The sequence below is a fragment of the Streptomyces sp. 8K308 genome (assembly GCF_004348315.1).
In the GTDB taxonomy this organism is placed as follows: Bacteria; Actinomycetota; Actinomycetes; order Streptomycetales; family Streptomycetaceae; genus Streptomyces.
In genome coordinates, this window is record NZ_SMKC01000659.1 from 1 (window position 1) to 989 (window position 989).

Annotated in this window: 2 protein-coding genes; both read right to left on the bottom strand. The window is 76.4% G+C overall.

Features of this window, described 5'->3' with window-relative positions; translation table 11 throughout:
- On the bottom strand, nt 1-236 hold a 236-nt coding region (locus E1265_RS36495), incomplete at its 3' end, for a hypothetical protein (protein WP_243741373.1).
- A complete protein-coding gene (locus E1265_RS36500; protein WP_132935217.1) occupies nt 236-949 on the bottom strand; it encodes an SDR family NAD(P)-dependent oxidoreductase in 714 nt (237 codons plus the stop codon). The genes E1265_RS36500 and E1265_RS36495, both read right to left, overlap by 1 nt.
- Nucleotides 950-989: the final 40 nt, after the last annotated feature.

Consider the following 989-nt stretch of genomic DNA (forward strand, 5'->3'; position numbering starts at 1 on the left):
GGCGGGGTGCCGACCGCGCGCCGCAGCGCCCCCACCAGAGTGGTGAGTTGGTGGCAGGGCACGGTGCCGCCGGTCGGGGTGGTGACCAGCCAGCCGCCGGGGCGGGCGACGGCCCGCAGGCCGCGGCGGCCGGCCAGCCGGGTCGCGGCGGCGGCCACGGCGGCCCTGGCGGCCGGGCCGGCGTGCAGGCCACGCGCCCAGTCGGTCGCCTCCCGGCCGCCGCAGCCCCCGCACATCAGGGCATCACATCGCCGGAGTTGGGGCCGAGCGTCTGGCCGACGTAGAGGTTGCCGCCCGGATCGGCGGCCAGCAGCACGGCGGTGGGGGCCACCTCCTCCGGGCGGCCGAAGCGGCCGAGCGGCAACTCGGCCCGCTTGGCACGCTTCCAGTCCTCGGTGATGCCGTCGACCATCGGGGTCTCCACGGGGCCCGGCGCGATCGCGTTGACCAGGACGCCGTGCCCGGCGACCTCCAGGGCGAGCGACTTGGTCAGGCCGATCACGCCGGCCTTCGCCGCGGCGTAGTGGGCGAGGCCGACGCCGCCCTTGATGCCCAGCTGGGAGGCGATGTTGATGATCCGGCCACCGCCGCGGGCGATCATCCCGGGCACCGCGTACCGGCAGCAGAGGAAGACACCGGTGAGGTCGACGGCGATGGTCTCCGCCCAGGTCGCCGCCGACATCTCGGCCAGGGGCGACTCGGTCAGGATGCCGGCGGAGTTGACCAGCACGTCGAGGCCGCCGAGGCGGCGCTCCGCCTCGGCCACGGCGGCCGAGACGGACGCCTCGTCGGTGACGTCCAGGCGGATGGCGGAGGCGTCGCCGGGAGCGGGGGCGCGGTCGGCGACGATGACGTGGGCGCCCTCGGCGGTGAAGGCGGCGGCGATGGCGGCGCCGATGCCGCTGGCGCCGCCGGTGACGAGGGCGGTGCGGTCACGAAGAACAGCCATGGTGTCCTCGGGGTTCACGGGGGTTCACGGGGGTTCACGG